The sequence below is a fragment of the Bifidobacterium sp. ESL0775 genome, assembly GCF_029395475.1.
Lineage (GTDB): Bacteria > Actinomycetota > Actinomycetes > Actinomycetales > Bifidobacteriaceae > Bifidobacterium.
Map to the genome: position 1 here is coordinate 843,083 of NZ_CP113917.1, position 14,856 is coordinate 857,938.

At 61.4% G+C, this 14,856-nt stretch carries 11 protein-coding genes; 10 read left to right on the forward strand and 1 reads right to left on the reverse strand.

Annotated features, from left to right (window positions below):
- The first annotated feature begins 11 nt into the window (after nucleotides 1-11).
- The 10 genes from OZX73_RS02900 (at nucleotide 12) to OZX73_RS02945 (ending at nucleotide 11,238) form a co-directional block, all read left to right on the forward strand.
- Nucleotides 12-851, forward strand: coding sequence for an AAA family ATPase (locus tag OZX73_RS02900; RefSeq protein WP_277150903.1), 840 nt, complete (start codon nucleotides 12-14; stop codon nucleotides 849-851).
- Between the two features lie 63 nt (nucleotides 852-914).
- Complete coding sequence (locus tag OZX73_RS02905; protein ID WP_277150505.1) at nucleotides 915-1,802, forward strand: segregation/condensation protein A; 888 nt, start codon at nucleotides 915-917, stop codon at nucleotides 1,800-1,802.
- A 287-nt stretch (nucleotides 1,803-2,089) separates the two neighbouring features.
- Complete coding sequence (gene scpB / locus OZX73_RS02910) at nucleotides 2,090-2,716, forward strand: SMC-Scp complex subunit ScpB (protein WP_277150904.1); 627 nt, start codon at nucleotides 2,090-2,092, stop codon at nucleotides 2,714-2,716.
- Between the two features lie 284 nt (nucleotides 2,717-3,000).
- Complete coding sequence (locus OZX73_RS02915; protein ID WP_277150507.1) at nucleotides 3,001-4,365, forward strand: MFS transporter; 1,365 nt, start codon at nucleotides 3,001-3,003, stop codon at nucleotides 4,363-4,365.
- Nucleotides 4,366-4,527: 162 nt separating this feature from the next.
- On the forward strand, nucleotides 4,528-5,343 hold the full coding sequence (locus OZX73_RS02920) for an NUDIX domain-containing protein (protein WP_277150509.1): 816 nt from the start codon (nucleotides 4,528-4,530) through the stop codon (nucleotides 5,341-5,343).
- 143 nt (nucleotides 5,344-5,486) lie between these two features.
- The gene (gene typA / locus OZX73_RS02925) at nucleotides 5,487-7,415 is read left to right on the forward strand and encodes a translational GTPase TypA (protein ID WP_277150511.1); all 1,929 of its coding nucleotides are present in this window, start codon (nucleotides 5,487-5,489) and stop codon (nucleotides 7,413-7,415) included.
- A gap of 179 nt (nucleotides 7,416-7,594) precedes the next feature.
- A complete protein-coding gene (locus OZX73_RS02930) occupies nucleotides 7,595-8,389 on the forward strand; it encodes a hypothetical protein (RefSeq protein WP_277150513.1) in 795 nt (264 codons plus the stop codon).
- 8 nt (nucleotides 8,390-8,397) lie between these two features.
- The gene (locus tag OZX73_RS02935; protein ID WP_277150516.1) at nucleotides 8,398-9,489 is read left to right on the forward strand and encodes a prephenate dehydratase domain-containing protein; all 1,092 of its coding nucleotides are present in this window, start codon (nucleotides 8,398-8,400) and stop codon (nucleotides 9,487-9,489) included.
- Nucleotides 9,483-10,562 carry a prephenate dehydrogenase/arogenate dehydrogenase family protein gene (locus OZX73_RS02940; protein WP_277150518.1) on the forward strand — a complete coding sequence of 360 codons (1,080 nt, stop codon included), beginning with the start codon at nucleotides 9,483-9,485 and terminating at the stop codon, nucleotides 10,560-10,562. Before OZX73_RS02935 ends, OZX73_RS02940 begins: the two co-directional genes overlap by 7 nt.
- A 523-nt stretch (nucleotides 10,563-11,085) precedes the next feature.
- Nucleotides 11,086-11,238: a hypothetical protein gene (locus OZX73_RS02945; RefSeq protein ID WP_277150520.1), complete on the forward strand. Its 153-nt coding sequence runs from the start codon at nucleotides 11,086-11,088 to the stop codon at nucleotides 11,236-11,238.
- Nucleotides 11,239-11,848: 610 nt separating this feature from the next.
- On the opposite strand, the gene OZX73_RS02950 is transcribed toward OZX73_RS02945, so the two are convergent.
- A complete protein-coding gene (locus OZX73_RS02950; protein ID WP_277150522.1) occupies nucleotides 11,849-14,821 on the reverse strand; it encodes a BspA family leucine-rich repeat surface protein in 2,973 nt (990 codons plus the stop codon).
- Nucleotides 14,822-14,856: the final 35 nt, after the last annotated feature.

Consider the following 14,856-nt stretch of genomic DNA (forward strand, 5'->3'; position numbering starts at 1 on the left):
GCATGAAAGACATGCCTACCGATCTTCTTGGACGTAAATATGAGACGTTTCCAGCGCCGAAGCCGCTCAGCCACCATGGCCCGGCGCGCATCATCGCGATGTGCAACCAGAAGGGCGGGGTCGGCAAGACGACCAGCTCCATCAACATCGCCGGGGCGCTGAGCCAGTACGGCCGGCGCGTGCTCATCGTCGATTTCGATCCGCAGGGCGCCGCCAGCGTCGGCCTCGGGATCAACGCGAACACGGTGGACGCCACCATCTACAACGCGTTGTTCGATTCCTCGCTGGATGTGCACGATGTGGTGCAGCATACGCAATTCGAGAACCTGGACGTCATTCCCGCCAACATCGATTTGTCCGCGGCGGAAGTGCAATTGGTCACCGAAGTGGGGCGCGAACGCATCCTCGCCAGTGTTTTGGAAGGCGTGCGTGACGAATACGACGTCATCATCATCGATTGCCAGCCCTCGTTGGGCCTGCTGACCGTCAACGCCCTGGCCGCCGCCGATGGCGTGATCATCCCCGTGGCCGCCGAGTTCTTCGCGCTGCGCGGTGTGGCGCTCTTGATGCAGTCCATCGAGAAGGTGCGCTCGCGCATCAACCCACAGCTTGAGGTCTATGGCGTTTTGGTGACGATGTACACCTCGACCCTGCACTGCGAGGAAGTGTTGCAACGCATCTACGAGGCCTTCCAGGACAAGGTCTTCCATTCAGTGATCTCCCGTTCCATCAAACTGCCTGATTCCAACGTCGCGGCCGCGCCGATCACCATCTACGCGCCGAACCACAAGACCGCCAAGGAATACCGCGAGACAGCGCGCGAGCTTATCGCCCGTGGCATCGTGGATTGAGATTTTCTGGCGTAGACGGAGTTTTGGTTTCCCAGTGGAGTCGATCGGTGTAAGTGAGGTGTCATGAACGAGGACGGGCTTGAGGCTCACGTTGATGACACGACTTTGACGTCGAATCCGGCGGACGGCGTCGAAGAATCGCAAAAGTCCGGGAACACGGGATTTTCCGTCAATCTTTCGGTCTATTCCGGGCCGTTTGACGCGTTGCTGACGATGATCGCCAACCGCAAGCTCGAGCTTACGGAAGTCTCGCTTTCGGCCATCACCGAGGAATTCATCGAATATGTGCGTGGGCTCGACATGGCCCGCGATATGGAGCAGGTCAGCGCGTTCCTCGACGTGGCCTCCGTTCTGGTCGAGGCCAAAAGCGCCACCATCCTGCCGGGGGACGAGAACGGCGAGCGCGACGAGCAGAGCATGGAGGCTTTGCGCGAGCGGGATCTGCTCTTCGCCAGGCTTGTGCAATACCGCGCGTTCAAAAGCGCCGCCAACGATTTTCGCGGGCTATTCGCCGCCAATTCCGGGCGGTACCCGCATCCCTCCTTCAGCGATCCGGCTATTGCGGCGATGCTGCCGGAACTGGCATGGACGCTGGGGCCGGAGGATCTGGCCAAGATCGCCGTTGAGGTGTTCCTCAACGCTCCCGATGACCAGGTACGGCTCGACCAGTTACACGTTTCGCAAGTCGATTTGAAACAGCAGTCGCAGATCGTTCGTGACCGTTTGCGTGGTTTGGCTTCTGGCGCGTCAATGACGTTTGGCGAGCTGACGGCCGACGCCAAGAGCACGTTGGTGGTCGTGGCGAGGTTTTTGTCTATTCTGTTGTTCTTCAAACAGGGTGTCTTGCAGTATAAGCAGTCCGGCCCCTTTGAGGATTTGCATTTACGATGGATACCAGGTGCCGATGATGGGGACGACGCCGTGGAAGTGAATGAAGGTGATTTCGCATGAGTGAGACCAATGATATGGCCGAAAACAGCATGGAGCCAGCAACTGAAAACGATCGTGACGAAAGCCAAGCCGAGGATTTTTCAATAGACTTAAAAATGTCAAATAGCGATAATTCCTCATCGGATGATGCTCAAAGCGAAACCGATGGACCGATTGCCGATGATCGCCTGAAGGGCGCTGTCGAGGTCGATGGCGATGGCAATCAATCGGCTTCGGAAGAGGGTCCGGACGGTGCGCCCACACGGCCGGAATATGTCGATTTCACCGTCGAGGATTTCCCTGGTGGCTTGGAATCCTGCCTTGAGGCGATCTTAATGGTGGCCGACCAGCCGCAACAGGCGGCGGATTTGGCCCGTGTGCTCGCCCTTGACGAGGGCGAGGTGACCAAGGCGCTTGAATCCATGCAACGCGAGTACGACGGCGATGAGTCCCGCAACCTCGCCCCACGCGGCTTCGAGCTACGCCATACCGCTCGCGGTTGGCAATACGGTAATCGGGCTGTGTTCGAACCGGTCGTTTCGGCTTTCGTCACCGATGGGCAGATGGCCCGGCTTTCGCAGGCGGCGCTCGAGGCGCTCGCCATCGTGGCCTACAAGCAACCGGTCACCCGTGCCCAGATCGCGGCCATCCGCGGAGTCAATTCCGACGGTGTGGTGCGCGCGTTGAGCGTGCGCGGCCTGATTCGCGAGGAGGGTACGGATGAGGACTCGCGCGCGGCGCTTCTGGTGACCACCGGCCTGTTCCTGGAGAAAATGGGCTTGGAGTCGCTCGACCAACTTCCGGAGCTGGCCCCGTTCATGCCGGCCGCCAGCGATGTGGTCAACCAGGCGGAATCGAGGGGCGGTGCCGCTTCCGCCGGTGCCGCTTCTGCGCTTGATGACGACATGGCCCCGGACGAAACGCCCGGACTGTAGTGTCGAATCGTTCGGCTGGATAAAGGTGTCCTGCCGGGAAAGTTTCGCGGAAGCTGAAGCGAAAGGCTTGATATTGGCGGGCTGTCGGTGATGATGGCCGCTGTTGTGATGTAATACATTCGCATGAAATGTCAAAAGCCGTTCAAATCGCGGTGTCTGAATTATAGTCATGTTGACTATAAGTGCTATCTTAAGAACGTCGATGCCGGATATGGCATCGCTTTCATATCGATGGGCCATGGTGTTTGAGCAAAGCACCGGCCCGCGAAAAGAAGAAGGACACTATGGTTACACAACTTTCGGGCGGGGCGACGGCCGGGGAACCCAAGACCCTGACCCGCAATGAACGGCTTGACAGGCTTCCGTTCAACAAGGCGCACCGCAAACTGCTGGTCGCCTCCGGCATTGGCTGGGCGTTCGATTCGATGGATGTCGGCCTTGTCTCGTTCGTCGTCACCGCCATCGCCAAGGATCCGCATTTCGCGCTGAACCCCTCGCAGAAGTCGTGGGTGCTTTCCATCGGCTTCGTCGGCATGGCCATCGGCGCGGCGCTCGGTGGCTATCTCGCCGACCGCATCGGCCGCAAGAAGGTCTTCACCTACACGCTCATTATCTACGGTCTCGCCGATGCGCTGATGGCCGTCGTTTGGTCGCTGCCGGTGTTGCTGATAGCCCGTCTGATCATCGGTCTTGGCCTCGGTGCCGAACTGCCCGTCGCCTCGACGCTCGTGAGCGAGTTCTCGCCGGTCAAGCAACGTGGACGTATGACAGTATTGCTCGAATCCTTCTGGGCCGTTGGCTGGATCATCGCCGCCCTCATCGGTTTCTTCATCATCCCGAACACCGGCGATTGGGGTTGGCGCTGGGCGCTCCTGATTGGCGCCATCCCGCTCTTCTACGCCATCGTCACCCGCAAGCAGATTCCCGAATCCGTGCGGTTCCTCGAATCCAAAGGCCGTGAGGACGAGGCCGAGCAGGCCGTCCGCTACTTCGAGAAGGCCAGTGGCGTGAAGCCCGTGCCGTCCCCGAATGGCAAGCCGTTGCCCAAGGTTCCCACCAGCGCCCTGTTCGGTCACAAGTATCTCGGCCGCACCATCGCCATCTGGCTGACCTGGTTCTTCGTCAACTTCTCGTATTATGGCGCGTTCACCTGGATGCCCTCGCTTTTGGCCGACCAGTTCGGCTCGCTCACCAAGTCGCTGGGCTACATGCTCGCGATCACCATCGCCCAGCTGCCCGGCTACTTCCTCGCCGCATGGCTCGTTGAGATCTGGGGCCGTCGCAAGACGCTGAGCATCTTCCTCGCCGTCTCCGCCGTCGCCGCCTTCCTCTTCTCGCAGGCCTCCAGCGTGGCCATGGTGCTGGTCTTCGGCATGCTGCTTTCCGCCGCGAACCTCGGTGCTTGGGGCGTGCTCTACGCCGTCACCCCAGAGATCTATCCGACCCGCCTGCGTGGCGCCGCCGCTGGTGCCTCCGCCGCCATCGGTCGTATCGCCGCCATTGTCGCCCCGCTCTTGATGCCGTGGTTCCTCACCATGTCCGGCGGCAACAAGGCCATCGCCTTTGTGGTCTTCGCCGTCGCGTTCATCCTCGCCTGCGTCTCGGCGCTCGCGCTGCCTGAGCTCACCGGCAAGGAGCTCGAGGACTGATTTGTCGCCGCACAAGTCGGCATATAGGTTTTACACAACCTTGGAATTCCGGGGATGTCAAAAACCTATATGCCGACTTGTACGGATTTATCGCCGTCTTGGTAATCTCAAGGCGGTGGTTTTTTATTACGACTGGCCATCAATGACAGGAGATACAGCGAAATGCGGCAAGGCAATGTGACGGAACGGAAGGCCGGCCCGCCCGAGGTCGGGGTCTCCGTCATCATCTTTGCGCTCGCCCCTTCGCCCAATCCCTCGCAAAACGCCAAAACGCGACGTGACGAGCTTTGGCTGCCATTGGTGCGCCGCGTTCGCGAGCCATACAAAGGCATGTGGGCCCTGCCTGGTGGCGATGTACAAGCCGGGCGTTCGCTGGAATCCTCGGCGTATGACGCCTTGGAATCGACCACGAACCTGCGTCCGGGCTATCTCGAGCAGCTTTATACGTTTGGCGACCCCGACCGCTCCGGTTCCGGCCTGCCCATGGTCTCGATCGTCTATTGGGCCCTGATCGGCAGCGCGGAGGCCGATGATCTGCGCGATGGCGACAACGTGCGCTGGTTCGCCGAATCGGCGTTGCCGGACCTCGCCTTCGACCATTCGGTCATCGTGCGTTACGCCTTGGACCGGTTGCGCTCGAAGATGTCATACCCCGATGTCGCCTCGAAGCTGGTCGGCCCGCGCTTCACGTTGCGTCGGCTGCACGATGTCTATGAGGCCATCGCCGGCCGCACGTTCGACCTGGGCAATTTCCGCCGCAAGATGCTCGCCTCGGGACAGCTCGAGGAGACCGGGGAGAAGCTGGTCGAGGGGCGTCACCGGCCGGCCGCGGTCTACCGGTACACTTCCGAGGTGATGACCGCAGGCAGCGAGGTGTGGCGGCCATGGGGCTCGCAATTCAAACCTCCAGCGGATCATGGGCGATCGGAACGCGGTGCTGCCGGTGACGACGTGCTTTCGGCGCTGACCACCGACTGAACCACGCCTACGCGTGCTTAGCAAATAGCGTATTCACTGTCGGGATACATGGATACTATTGTGAAGGTTTGTGTGTAAGCAGAAGGTTAGAGTAATTCTATTCTTATAGAGCACCAAGAAAATATGCAGTAGGAGAGGCTTTTATGGCGGTACGTGGTGATATTCGGAATGTGGCGATCGTGGCTCACGTCGATCACGGCAAGACGACGCTGGTCAATGCGATGCTTCAGCAGTCGCATGTGTTCAACGAACGCGAGGAAGTGCCGGACCGTGTGATGGATTCCAACGACCTCGAGCGCGAGAAGGGCATCACCATCCTCGCCAAGAACACCGCAGTGCAATACACCGGTCCGCTGGCCGCCAAGTACGGCGAGCCGCAAGGCATCACCATCAACGTCATCGACACCCCCGGCCACGCCGATTTCGGCGGCGAGGTCGAACGCGGCATCTCCATGGTCGACGGCGTCGTGCTGCTGGTCGACGCTTCCGAGGGCCCGCTGCCGCAGACACGTTTCGTGCTGCGCAAGGCGCTTGAGGCCAAGCTGCCCGTGATCCTGTGCATCAACAAGGTGGACCGTCCCGACGCGCGAATTTCGGAAGTCGTCAGCGAGACCACCGACCTGCTGCTCGGCCTGGCGCAGGACGTCACCGAGGAAGGCGTCGACCTTGACGTTGATTCCCTGCTCGACCTGCCAGTCATCTACTGCGCGGCGAAGGCCGGATACGCCTCCACCAACCAGCCCAAGGACGGCGGCCTGCCCGACAACGACAATCTTGAGCCGCTTTTCGACACCATCATCTCCAACATCCCCGCTCCTGAATATACGGAAGGCGCGCCGTTGCAGGCGCACGTCACCAACATCGACGCCTCCGATTACCTCGGCCGCTTGGGCTTGGTCCGCATCTACAACGGCACCCTGCAGAAGGGCAAGCAGTACGGCCTTTCCCGCGTCGACGGTTCCATCGAGAACTTCAAGCTGACCGAGATCCTGCGCACGCAGGGCCTCGACCGCACGCCCGTCGAAGAGGCCGGCCCCGGCGATATCGTCGCCGTCGCGGGCGTTGACGACATCATGATCGGCGAGACCATCGTCGACCCCAACGACCCCAAGCCATTGCCGCTGATCCACGTCGACGACCCCGCGATCTCCATGACCTTCGGCGTCAACGATTCCCCGCTGGCCGGCCGCGAGGGCAAGGACCACAAGCTCACCGCCCGCATGATCAAGGACCGCCTCGACCGCGAGCTCATCGGCAACGTCTCCATCAAGGTCTTGCCGACCGACCGCCCCGACGCCTGGGAGGTGCAGGGCCGCGGCGAACTCGCGCTCGCGATCCTCGCCGAGCAGATGCGCCGCGAAGGCTACGAGCTGACCGTCGGCCGCCCGCAGGTGGTCACCAAGACCATCGACGGCAAGCTCAACGAGCCTATGGAGAACGACACCATCGACGTGCCCGAGGAATACATGGGCGCCGTCACACAGCTCATGGCCGACCGCAAGGGCCGCATGGACTCCATGTCCAACCACGGCTCCGGCTGGGTCCGCCTGCAGTTCACGGTTCCTTCCCGTGGCCTGATCGGCTTCCGCACAGCTCTGCTGACCGCCACGCGCGGCACCGGCATCTCCAGCTCCATCTCCGCCGGATACGCCCCGTGGGCCGGCGAGATCGTGACCCGCCAGAACGGTTCGATGATCTCCGACCGCGCCGGTGTGGCCACACCTTACGCCATGCAGCGTCTGCAGGCCCGCGGCAACTTCTTCGTCGAGCCGCAGTCCAACGTCTATGAGGGCCAGGTCGTCGGCATCAACAACAAGCCCGACGAGCTGGACGTCAACATCACGCTGGCCAAGCACATGACCAACATGCGTTCCTCCACCGCCGACGTGCTCGAGACGCTCACCCCGCCGATCAAGATGAGCCTTGAGGAGGCGCTTGATTTCGCCAACGAGGATGAGTGCGTCGAGGTCACCCCCGAAGCCATCCGCGTGCGCAAGGTCATTCTCGACCGCGACGAATGGTACAAGTGGCACGCCTGCCAGCGTCGCCAGAACGCCAGCAAGGCCAAGTGATTCTCGGCCGTCTAAGGCTCGTTTGAACGTGTGGATGTGATCCACTGGAAACGTCATACTTCCGTCTTTTTAGAGACGTGGTATGGCGTTTCTTTGTTATCGTGAGATTGTGTTGTCAGAGCCGTTTGGAATATGGCGGTTTCGCGCCGATTGACCGCCCGGTGAGGCATACTGGCACTATGACTTCTCATGCCGCCTCCCATGCCGTCGCAACCTCCGCCCCCGTGGCCGTTCCAGCCCATGAGGCCCCTGCGCCTTCGCGCAAGAACCTGCCGTGGTCGTTCCGCCAGAACGCCGTGGTGCGTGCGCTCATCTGCGTGGTCTCCGGCATCGTGGTGGGCGTGTGCGGCACGCTTGTGCATCGGCTCGGCGCGCAATACAATGTGCCGATTGGCCTGCTGCTGGCGTTCCTGATCCTGGTGATCGCCACATGGAGCGCCCGCGCCCGCAGCGGCATTGTGGGCCTGGCCCTGCACCTCATGTTCTCGACCTCGGTGGCCGGGTTCTTTGCCAATTTCATGGGCGACATTCTTTTACCCATGGGCTTCTACAGCACGACACTCTCGTTCTTCAGCCAGTACGTGGGCTGGCTCTGGCTCGGTGGACTCATCGTCATTCCCGTGATTTTCGTGTTCTTCCCGGAACGATGGTTTGATATCAATGCAACGAAAAAAACGAAGGCGAAGGACAGGGGCAAGATGGCGCACGGTTCCAAAGAGACCGATGATGTCGTGAATGCTCGTGATGCTGATAATTCGGTTGATTCTGAAGTTACCGGTGATTCCAACAAGATTGACAACACGAAAGAACCAGCGGAATCCGGACAATCGGAGGCCTTGGTGGGAGCCGGTGATTCCATCAATACCATCGAGTCGAACGATTCAGACAATGCGGCTGCGGCTATTGGCGTTGACGGGTCGGCCTCCGCTGATTCCAGCGAGTCCGACGGAGACAAGCCCGTCGAGGAAGTTTGAGGACTTCGATGGACGCACGCAGCATCGCCGATGATAGGCAGGTTTCATCCGTTAAGCCAAGGACCTTGTTTTTTCTAGGGCCGCAAGGATCATTCACCCATCAGGCGGCGGCCATGGCGGCGCGTCGGCTCGGGCAACCGGGTGGCAATGGGGTTTCGCTTGAGGCGCGTGAGAACGTGCCGGCCATCATCCGCGACGTCGAGGCGGGCCTTGGCTGGGGCGTCATCGCTTGGGAGAACAGCGTCGAGGGCTACGTCGTGCCGAATCTCGATGCCGTGATCGACGCCAACGATGTGGCCGGTCTGGCCCGTCTGAGCGTCGATATCGCGTTCGACGCCTTTGTGCGTCCGCGAAGTGGCGATGCCGATGATGGCAACGAGGACTCGGAGATTCACCCTTATGGCTTGGACGGTAACGGCAAAGAATCCCCCAATCATCATGATGTATTACGTGAGGTCGTGGCGCATCCGCACGGTCTGGCGCAATGCACAAGATTCGCCCGAGAACGCCATCTGACGCCAGTGCCCGCCTCATCCAACGCGGCGGCCTGCCGGGATGTGAAACCGGGGCAGGTGGCGCTTGGACCGGCCTTATGCGGCGAACTCTATGGACTTGAGACGCTGGAACGCAATGTGCAGGACTTTGGCGGCGCCAACACGGATTTCCTTGTCGTGGCTCCGCGCGATGCGGTGCGTCGCAGGTTGCAGGACGAGCGGTGTGACAGTGTCGTCGATTACGAGACCATCATCGCCGTGGTGCCGTTGAGCACCGGCCCTGGCGTCATTGCCGAACTGCTTGACGCGGTGCGTGACGAGGGGCTCAACATGACCAGCCTCATGTCGCGGCCAATCAAAGGCCATGCGGGCACCTACAGCTTCATCATCACGCTCGACGCCGCCCCATGGCAAAACAATTTCAACCACCTGCTCTCGCAGATCGTGGCCAAAGGCGATTGGGTCAAGACCCTGGCCGTCTACCCGCGAGGTGAGCACCCGAACCCGCCGGTCGACACGTGGATGCTGCCGCAGGGCGGGGTATGCCTGAAACGCACGCAGGCTGGCAAGGTCGAGACGAAAGAGGAAAGGGAACTGCTGTGGTGAGATCAGTCGGGATTGTGGGCCTCGGGCTCATCGGCGGCTCGCTGGCCAGAAGGTTGGTCCAGCGCGAGGTCGAGGTCGTCGCGTGGAACCACACCGAACGCCCGTACGCCGCGGCTCGCGAGGACGGCATCACCTGCGTAGACTCGCTTGAGGACTTGGCCATAGCCAGGCCCGAGGTCCTTTTCCTGTGCAACCCGCTGAAGGCCATGCCCGAGATGCTTCAGCGGCTGGCTCCGATGCTCGACCGTGAGGCCACCACGTTGAGCGATGTCGGCAGCGTCAAGGGGATGGTGCGCCAGCAGGTCGAGGCCGCCGGACTTGGAGATTGCTACGTCGGCGCGCACCCGATGGCCGGCACCGAGTTCTCGGGATTCGCGGCCAGTGACCCCGCGATATACGACGACGCGCTCTGGGCCGTGACGGTTGACGAAAACACGGATTACCAGCGGTTCCTGAAGGTTGCCACGTTGATCACCGGCGTCATCGGCAACCGCGTCATCGTGCTGGACGACACCACCCACGACCGCGCCGCCGCGATGATCTCCCACGCCCCGCACGTCGTCTCCACGGCGTTCATCAACGAGCTGAGCGAGAGCCAGGACCGCAACATCGCCGCCGCGCTCGCCGCCGGCTCCTGGCGTGACATGACTCGTGTGGCCCTGACCGACCCGGCCCGCACCCGCGCGATGATCGAGGAAGACGCCGACAATGTCGAGGCGTTGCTGCGAGATCTGGCCGCCCGTTTGACGTTGTTCGCTGACGACCTGCACGCCCATGACGATGCCGCTCTGACGCAGTTCTTCGAGGCAGGCCAGCCGTTCCGTGATTACAAGGCCCATGAGCGTGAGCTTCAAAATTCCGAAGAATCCAGCGTGATTAATAGGCCAGGCGACTCTCAAGGTTCCAATGATTTCAACGAACCAGGCGGCCAAAACGATGCCGAGCGCAAAGTCGTCGCCATCCCCGAGACCGACTGGCAGCGCACGTTCCTAGATTCCGCCCGCCGCGGCGAGCACGTCGTCCGTTTCATCCAGCCATGGCAGGTAGAGGTCGAGACCCGTTCCAAGGTATGATTGTTTACGATGGATAATGTGAATTTTGGATAATGAACTTTTGCTCATGTTCTTCATCGCCAACGGCAACCTATGCAAAACGATACGGCCCTGTAGTCGCTGAATTCATGATACGCTATTGGATACCTGGGTAGGTCGTCCTACCTCGGATCTCATCGGCCTCCTGCGAGAGGCCGGTTGCTTTTCAGGTGAATAAGATTTAACCTAGTAATTGACATCGGTGTTCCGTGTGTGATGGTGGTTCTCATCGTGCCTGAGATGAGAACCAGCTGGTGTCAGGTAGAAAGAATCGACTGCCGCAGGTTCCTCTGGTCTCCGGATGGTTCCGGATTCCGGTTGCGACAAATGGGAACCTAGCCCCATGGCGGGCAATACGGAAAAGATATGGGCGATGTCTGTTCCGAGCCATATCGCTTCCGTTTAGGAAGATGTCAGACAGGAGACGTTAAAACGATTCGCCATAAGCCTCGCAGGCTGCATTTCAACAGTCTGCGAGGCTTATCCACATCATAGGGAGACGAAGATGTCCGACAGCTCGGTGGCCAAGATTGATAAGCAGCACCGCCAAACTTTGCTTAAGATGGCCGAAGAAGTCGTGAGAATATATAACGATGATCTGCTTGACCGCCATACTGTCATCACCTGCGATGATGGATTGCGCGTCAAGGTTTTATAGGAAAAGAAAAACTTCGAGCATCTCTGCGGAGCTCTCTGTAACTCGAGAAATGAGCAGGAATACTTTTACGACATGGTTCTTGCGAAACATCTTGGGTGGAGGGAATTTCGTTATCGAAATTACAAGGACTCGAAGGCCAAGCTGAGTGTGCTCCCTGACATCCTCGATTATGCGAATTATGAAGGCAATGTCGTTGTGGATACAGAGAAGGACAGGATGCTCTGGTATTACGGCAATGAAGAATGGTCGTTAGGGCTTACGAATGGGAACCGATCAAGGGACTACGAGCATAATGTTTATTTTCCCTCCAGCGTCCGCCATCAAAGTGTCCTCAAACAACTCCGCGCTGATGGGGGAGAAATTCATCAAGTCAGCAAGGTGGAAAGAATCTAAAAGTGGGTGGGTGTCGGCGCGGTGGTTGGTTTGGGTTTGGTTGCCGTGCCGGCACCCGGTTGGGTTCCCGTCGGGCCGGGGTGTTGGTTGGCCTTGGCGGGAAGTCTTTATTGTTGGGACACCGGGATGTGGTTGGTGCCCCGTGTCTTGGCTGGTTGTTTACTGGTTTTGGGTTGGGCCTGTTCATGTCGGGATGAACAGGCCCACGCATGCTGTCTTATCTGCTGTGGCGGGCTTTGGCTTGGCGTTGATGGCGTAGCCAATTCGCGGCGGCGAGCAGGAGGAGGGCCAGGCCCAGCCCGGCGGCGAGGAACGCGGCGAGCCTCTGTGGTTGTCCGCCGGTCAGTGGCAGGGAGCTTGTGTAGAGGCCGCTGATGCGGGTGTTGGGGGCGGTGGCGTCCTGGCTGTTGACGGTGGTGGTGGAGGTGCGCCAGGCGTCGTTGGTGACCAGTGTGGCCGTCAGGTCGTAGCCGCCCGCCTTGTCGAGGGTCGTGCTGCGCGGGAACGTGTAGGACCAGGTGTGGCTGTCGGTTCCGTTCCAGCCGCTGCTGCTCGGAGTCCATGTGGCGGTCTGGCAGTCGGGCGTGCCGGGGGAGCCGGTGGGTTTGATGCAGACTTTGATGGTGTCCGCGCTGGTCCATGGCAGGGCGGTGCCGGTGGCGGCGATCCGGTTGTCGCCGGCCTGCCGTCCCACGGTAGTGAACGCGGGTGTGCTGATCGTGGCCCACACCGGGTGCAGGGTGACGGAGGTGTGCCCGTTGGTGGTGGTGCCGTCGGTGGTGGGGATGCTGACGGTTCCCGGGGTATTGTATTCGGGTGTGGTCTTGCCGGTGAGGTGGTGCCAGCCGGCGAGCAGGTGTCCCGCGTAGGCGAGCCCGCCGTCGGACGTGAGGGCGAGTTTGGGCAGAGTGACGTCGGCCTGGTCGGTGTCCGAGTCGGTCAGCACGGCCGGGATGGCGGGCACGTTGCCGGTGCCGCCGTCGGTGGCGAGTGTGGTGGTCGTGTAGTCCAGCGTGCCCTGCAGGACGCTGTCGGGGCTGGTGACGGTGGTGTTGGTGGTGTCGTCGTGCGCGCTGGTGCGCGCGGTGACCCGGTAGGGGGAGCCGATGGGGTAGCGGGTGGTGAACCGGCTGGCCGTGAACCCGGCGTCCCAGGCCGCGCCGTCACGGGTGGCGTCCACACAGTCGCCAGCCGTCAGACACGCGGATACCGTGTCGCTGGTCGTGCTTGTGCCGGTGATGTCCACGCCCGTGCTCTTGTGGCATTTGGCCTGCAGTCCTGTAGGGGCGGTGAGGGTTCGCCATTGGGCGTAGATGGTGATGGTCTGCTCGGGGAAGTACTCGCGCAGACCGAGGTCCTTGATCGTCTCTCCGGGAGCGTATTGGACGCATCCTCCAGTGGTGCCGCCCTGGCGGCAGGTATTCCATCCGGCGAACACGGCGTGGGGTTTGTGACCGGTGAGCCTGTTCGCGGCGGGCGCGCTGACGGTCTGGGCGGTGTCCCAGGTGCTGTACTCCCGGCTGTAGGAGCCGGCCCCGCCGTTGGCGTCGACGACCAGGTCGGCACCGACGTACTTCTCGTCGATGTAAAAGCCGGCGGGGTTGGTGCCGGCCTTCGAGGCCAATGCCGGCGTCAGGCCCACTGTGCCCACCACCGCGGTGCCCAGATCAAAACTGACGGTCTGCATCCAGTTGATGTTCTGGTTGACGCTGTAGAAGGAGTTGGGCCAGGTGGTGCCGCTGATAGTGATGGCCTGGTCTTGGAGTCTGGTGTTGGGGCCGAGGGCGAGCATGCGTAGGCCGCTGGGAAGCAGGTTGCTGACGCCGAAGTTGGGGAGGTGGCCTGTGTCCCAGCCGCTGAGGTCCAGGCTCTTGAGGTTGGTGTCGCCTTTGAACATGGACCTCATGTAAAGTACATGGCTGATGTCGAAGCTGGAGAGGTCGAAGACAGCGAGGTTGGGACAGTTTCTGAACATGTAGTCCATGCTGGTGACGTTGGTGGTGGTCCAGGTGTCCAGGCCGGTGATGCTGGTGAGTTTGGCGCAGCCGTCGAACAGGCCGGCCAGGCTGGACAGGGTTTCTGTGTTGCGCCAGCCTGACACGTCGATGGTCCAGAGGTTGGGCGCGCTCTTGAAGGATTGGCCGCTTGCCAGGGCGCCGATGGTGGTGTTGCTGACGGTCCAGCCGTGGGTGTCGAGGGTGTCGAGGCTGGTGGCGCCGGTGAACGGGTTCTCGGCGTATCGGAGGGCGCGCATGTCCCAGCCGGACAGGTCGAGGCTGGTGAGGCTGGCGCAGCCGTTGAACATGCCGCTTATGCTGGCGAGGCTGGTGGTGTCGCGGGTGCCCAGGCCGGGGATTGTGGCCAGTCTGGCGCAGCCGTTGAACATGGCGCTCATGTTGTTGGTGTTGTGGGTGTCGAAGTGGCTGACGTCGATGCTGGTGAGTTTGGCGCAGCCGTCGAACAGGCTTTCCATGTTGGTGATGCTGGTGGTGGTCCAGGTGTCCAGGCCGGTGATGCTGGTGAGTTTGGCGCAGCCGTAGAGGAGCTTCTTCAGGCTGGTGGCGCCGGACAGGTCCCAGCCGGACACGTCGATGGCCTTCAGGTTAATGGCTGACTGGAAGGCGCCGGGCAGGCACCAAGTGGTGTGGTCGTCGATCTTCCAGCCATGGGTGCCGATGGTGGTGAGGCTGGGGTCGCTGCTGAACATGTACGACATGCCGTTGTCGCCGCGGATGCCGGTGAGGTCCCATCCGGACAGGACCAGGCTGGCCAGTTGGGTGCAGTTGCTGAACATGCCCCACGTGCTGGTGGTTTGGCTGGTGTCCCAGCCGGTGGCGTCGAGGGTGGTGAGGGCGGCGTCGTAGGCGAACATGCGGTATCCGGCCGGGCCGGTGAGTTTGAGGTGGCCGGCCGGGGCCGTGGTGAGGCGCCGCAGGGAGGTCCAGGAGTCGAACGCGCTTTGGGAGTTGATGGTAAGGTTGCCGTCGACGGCCACGCTGACCGCGGTGTTAGCGATCGTTCCTGATGTTGAGCCGGTGCCGAAGGGCGTGGAGCTTGGGGTGGAGCCGGTGTCGCCGCCGTGGATGGTCAGCGTGCAGTCCGCGCCGAAGTCCCATCCGGCCGCGCCCCACGTGCCGGCCCGCGCCGCGCAACCGGACTGCGGGCCCACGGATGGCCCGCCACGCGTCAACGGCGACGACGGCTCCGCGGAAGAGGGTCGGCCCG